4 protein-coding genes and 1 pseudogene are annotated in these 4,316 nt (G+C 67.5%); 1 reads left to right on the top strand and 4 read right to left on the bottom strand.

Going from position 1 to position 4,316, the window contains the following annotated elements; all coding sequences use genetic code 11:
- Window positions 1–275: 275 nt before the first annotated feature.
- From B4A72_RS01015 to B4A72_RS01000, 4 genes are all read right to left on the bottom strand, one after another.
- Window positions 276–668 carry a type II toxin-antitoxin system VapC family toxin gene (locus tag B4A72_RS01015; RefSeq protein ID WP_292952873.1) on the bottom strand — a complete coding sequence of 131 codons (393 nt, stop codon included), beginning with the start codon at window positions 666–668 and terminating at the stop codon, window positions 276–278.
- Window positions 668–910 (bottom strand): type II toxin-antitoxin system Phd/YefM family antitoxin, encoded by a 243-nt coding sequence (locus B4A72_RS01010; protein ID WP_292952870.1) that lies wholly within the window; start codon window positions 908–910, stop codon window positions 668–670. Before B4A72_RS01010 ends, B4A72_RS01015 begins: the two co-directional genes overlap by 1 nt.
- 106 nt (window positions 911–1,016) lie before the next feature.
- Window positions 1,017–2,144, bottom strand: a complete 1,128-nt coding sequence (locus tag B4A72_RS01005; protein WP_292952867.1) for a ParB/RepB/Spo0J family partition protein — start codon at window positions 2,142–2,144, stop codon at window positions 1,017–1,019.
- Window positions 2,141–3,445, bottom strand: coding sequence for an AAA family ATPase (locus tag B4A72_RS01000; RefSeq protein WP_292952864.1), 1,305 nt, complete (start codon window positions 3,443–3,445; stop codon window positions 2,141–2,143). The genes B4A72_RS01005 and B4A72_RS01000 overlap by 4 nt, the downstream gene beginning before the upstream one ends.
- Before the next feature lie 470 nt (window positions 3,446–3,915).
- Between B4A72_RS01000 and B4A72_RS00995 the strand changes: the two are divergent.
- A pseudogene (locus B4A72_RS00995) lies at window positions 3,916–4,316 on the top strand (hypothetical protein); the annotation flags it as partial.

Below are 4,316 nucleotides of genomic sequence, written 5' to 3'. Positions count from 1 at the left end.
GGGTGGAAGGGCCGGATCACGGTGCTGCAGGGAATCAACCAGTCTTCTTCGGGATCGCTGATATCCGCAAAATAGCCCCTATCTGCGGCGCACTGACGTAACGATCTTATTGCGCCATCACCCCCGATAAGGTCGGCTTATCGGTCTTGAAGCAGGTTCCGCGATGACCCGAACCCGAATCCCGCCCGGCTTGCCCTCCGGGCCTCTGAACCGGCATGGCGCGGCAAGATCGGTCCTGGTCGGGGCGCCCTGCCCTGCCGGCTTGCGGAACCGGCTCAGGCCAGGGTTGCGACGCCTTCCGCCTCGGCCGCGCGCAACAGCGCCCGGTCGAGACTGGCAAGCCGGCCGCCATGACGCAGGGCGGCTTCCAGATACAGCGCGTCATAGGCGGTCAGATTGTGGCGGCGGCACAGGTCCATCACGACCGGGCCAGAGGGCGTCACGTCCAGCCGGATGTTCAGATCGTCGATGGTCTCCGCGATCTGGTCGGCCATGCCCGCCGGCAGCCGCCCCCGGCGTTCGCTGACCATCAGGATGTTGCGCAACTCGACCCATATCAGCCAGGGCGCGACCGGATCCTCGGCCGCGCGCAGGGCGGGCTCCAGATCCGGGCCGGTTTCGTCGGGCATCAGCCAGCCGATCAGCGCCGAGGCATCGACGATCAGCATCAGCGCCGGCCCTCGTCCCGCGCCGACAGGATTTCGTCGGACCGCAGCGTCACGCCGCGCGCCGCCAGCCGGTCGCGCAGGGCTGACAGGCGCCGCAGGGCCGCATCGCGGTCGCCGCCGGCGGGAACCAGCCGCGCCACCGGTGCGCCGCGGCGGGTGATCAGCACCGATTCGCCCGCCTCGGCCGCGGCCAGCAGTTCCGACAGATGGGTCTTGGCCTCGAAGGCGCCGATTTCCCGCATGATCGCATCCCCGTTAAACTGGTCTGCAATCTAGTCTGTCCGGCCGGCGCGCGCAAGCCCCCTGCCCCACGGCCCCAATCTGCGTGCACCTTCCCCGCGGGGAAGATCACTCGATCTGGTCCAGCAGCGCCGCCACCGCGCGTTCCAGCCGCCGCCGGTCCACGGTCGAAAAGTCGCGCGGCAGGCGGATTTCAAGCCGGCCATTGGCGGCGGTGCATTTGGCGCTGCCCTGGGGGCGGGCGATCTGGAAGGTGGTCTTGGCCTTGCCCGGCTGCGCGGGCACCGGCGCCGGCGCAGCCTTCCGGCCCCGGTCCGAACCGTCCTGCCCCTCGTCACCCCCCTGCCCCGCAAAGCGCCGCAGGATGTCCAGCTCGTCGCGGACCGACCGCGTATCCCAGTCCTGGAACTCGGCCTTGATCGCCGCCGCCGTGCCCGGCACCTCGTCCAGCCGCTGCGCCAGCGCCAGGCCCAGGGCGCGCGGAATCTCCTGCGGATACAGCAGCACCTCGCCCAGCCGTTCGACCAGCGGGATGAAGCTGCGGATATAGCTGCGCTTCTGGTAGCCGGCGGACTTGAACAGGATCGCCACGGCCTTTTCGGCGTCGTGTTCCTCGGTCGCCGGGTCCATCGCATAATGGACGGCAAGCTGCGCCATCTCCGCGAAAGAGATGTCCTTGCGGACGATGTTCTCGTCGACCATGCGGCGGTAAAGCTGGTCCAGCCCGTCGCCGCGCGCCGCGATCCCCGCCGGAATCCGGCCCCAGGTCTCGGCGTCGCCGGTTTCCTCCAGCAGCGCGCGATAGGCCGACAGGCGGCGCCAGCCCTGGATCAGTTCATAGCGCCCCTCGGCCGCCGGCTCGACCCGGATCGGATTCGACAGGCCGATATCGCGGATCGAGGCGACCAGTTCGGCCAGTTCGAAATCACCCCCCTTGGCCCGGTCGCGGATCAGCTTGTGGGTGTCGATCGTCTCCAGCGGGATCAGGTCGGTGATCAGGCCGGCGCGTTTCAGCCGCACATGCTCCTGCGCCAGCGCATCGTTTTCGGCCCGGATCCCGGCCGCGATGCGGGCGCGGTCGCGGCTGGATTCGGCGGTCTCGGTGATGGCGGCGGCCATCGGCCCGCGGCGCGGCGCGGCGGGGGCCGGCCTATCCGCCTTCCCCGCGGGGAAGGTCCCGGCCGGGTCGTTGTCCTCGGGCATCTCGATCTCGAACATGCGGCGTTTGCGGCTCATGCGGCGGTCTCCAACTGCTCCCAGGCGGTCAGCACATGGGTTCTGAATTCCTCGTAGGCCTGGTCGAAACTGGCCCGCGCGCGGCGCCAGGTGCCGCGCGTCATCTCGCGATAATCGATTTCGTAGATCGAGCTGAGAAAGCGCCCCGATTGTTCGACGGCGCGGGTCATCTCGATCGGGTGACGCGCCATCCGGTCGCCGAAGACCTGGCCGAAGGCGTCGAACATGGCGCGGTGCAGGTCGTTCGAGGGCTCGAACCGGGTCATCAGGAAACGGACATCGGCAAAGGCCTTGGGCAGCGCGATCTTCCCCGTGGGGAAGTCCTCGAAGCCGTGCGACAGGTCTTCCAGCGCCTCGGCCAGCTGGCCGATGAAGCTGGTCGTGCTGTCATATTCCCAGTATCCGGGGCCCGACGGGATATAGAGCATGTCGGCCGCGAAGACCGCGTTCATCGACTGATAGCCGATCGCGGGCGGGCAATCGAACAGGATCAGGTCATAGGCATCGTCGGCCAGCGCATCCAGAAAGCGCGACACCGCGCCGAAGAAGGTCCATTCCGGGTTCAGGTGCCGATACTGGGCGCTGGCGAATTCGACGAAGGCGGCATTGGCGCAGCTGGGCACGATGTCGATCGTGGACCAGGCCGTGGGCTTGATGAAGTCGGACGGCCGCAGCGAGCCCAGGCCCATGTCGCGGATCGAGGCCGGCAGCTTGCGATGGGGCAGGGCGGTCCCCGATTCGGCGCCGGCCGAGGCCGCGTTCATGCGGTCGGTCTCGCGTTCCAGGTCGCGCGCCATGATGCCCCAGACGGTGTGATCCTCGCCGATATCGGTCAGGCCCATGGAATGGGACAGGGTGGCCTGCGGGTCGAAATCCACGACCAGGATGCGATAGCCGTCCAGTGCCGCCGCATGGGCGAAGTGAAGCGCCACGGTGGACTTGCCGGCGCCGCCCTTGAAATTGGCGATGGCGGCGCGGAAGGCGCGCTTGCCGGCCGGGCGCGGCGGCAGCAGGGATTTCTTGCCCACCCGGATGCGGCGGCGCAATTCGTTGATCTCGTCCAGGCTGAACCAGCGCTGGCGCCCGTCCTCCTCGACTTCCCCGAGGGGAAGGTTCGGGTCGGCGGCCAGCTTGCCGCGGAAGGTGGACTGGTTGATGCGGAAGATCAGCTCGGCCACCTCCCAGCTGGAGAACCGGCGCAGGGTCTTTTCCAGCTCGGGGCTGAAGGTCTGCCGGCGGATCCAGCCCTGCATCTTCAGCGACTGGCTTTGCAGCCGCGCAAGGTCGTCGTGGGTATACATGTTGTGCCTGTCTGTCCGGACGCAAATCACTGTCAGTTCCGCTTTTACGCCGGATTTGCGCTTTTGGCAAAAGGCATTTCTTCTGGGGCCGGAGTTTAGCGCAAACCCGCCCCCGTTGCGCGAATCGGCCGGCCGGCGTGCGTTGCGCCTTGCGCCGCGCGCGCAACGGATTGGGGGACGGCGCGCGGCGCAACACCAGCGATTGGGGGACATCCCGGCCGGATTGCGGGACATTCAGGGCGTCCCCCAATACCAAGTCCTACCATTCTTTCTGTTCGAAACAGGGCCGGAAAGGCAACGGATGATGAAGATGCTTGACAGAATCGGAAATGCGGACGCAAATACGGCAAGGATGGCGAAAAGCGTTTGCGGTGACACAAGATCATCGGATCATGTCCGGACCAACCGGACCCGACGCATCGCCCGAGAGGCGCGAATCAGGCCGGGCGAACCGGCGGGCGAGGGCAGCGATGCAGGTGATACGTCCCGTTGGCCGCGAGGCGGCGGCGAGGAAATACGATCTTCTTTCCGCGATGATGGCCCATGCGCTGGCCGGCGATCAGAACCGGCAGCGGCTGGTGCTGCGGCTGATGGCGCTGATCACCACCCGATATAACTGGCAGCGCGACGAACTGACCATGGGCCAGCGCGAGATGGCGCGGCTGTGGTGCGTGGATGAACGCACCGTCAAGCGCGACATGGCGCGGCTGCGCGCGCTTGGCTGGGTGGTGGTCAAGCGGCAGGGCGTGCGCGGCCGGGTTTCGGTGCTGGGGCTGGATCTGGACCGGATCATGCTGGATACGCGCCCGGTCTGGGACCATATCGGGCCGGATTTCGTCGAAAGGGCAGGGGGCGCGAAGGCGGGCGATCC

The organism is Paracoccus sp. UBA5162, from assembly GCF_002413585.1.
In the GTDB taxonomy this organism is placed as follows: Bacteria; Pseudomonadota; Alphaproteobacteria; order Rhodobacterales; family Rhodobacteraceae; genus Paracoccus.
The sequence above is the reverse complement of the archived record's forward strand: the minus strand, read 5'-3'. Positions and strand labels throughout refer to the sequence as shown.

Excerpts from the sequence above, each read along its gene's own strand:
- B4A72_RS01015 (WP_292952873.1), bottom strand. The coding sequence starts at position 668 with ATGCTGATCGTCGATGCCTCGGCGCTGATCGGCTGGCTGATGCCCGAC.
- B4A72_RS01010 (WP_292952870.1), bottom strand. The coding sequence starts at position 910 with ATGCGGGAAATCGGCGCCTTCGAGGCCAAGACCCATCTGTCGGAACTG.
- B4A72_RS01005 (WP_292952867.1), bottom strand. The coding sequence starts at position 2,144 with ATGAGCCGCAAACGCCGCATGTTCGAGATCGAGATGCCCGAGGACAAC.
- B4A72_RS01000 (WP_292952864.1), bottom strand. The coding sequence starts at position 3,445 with ATGTATACCCACGACGACCTTGCGCGGCTGCAAAGCCAGTCGCTGAAG.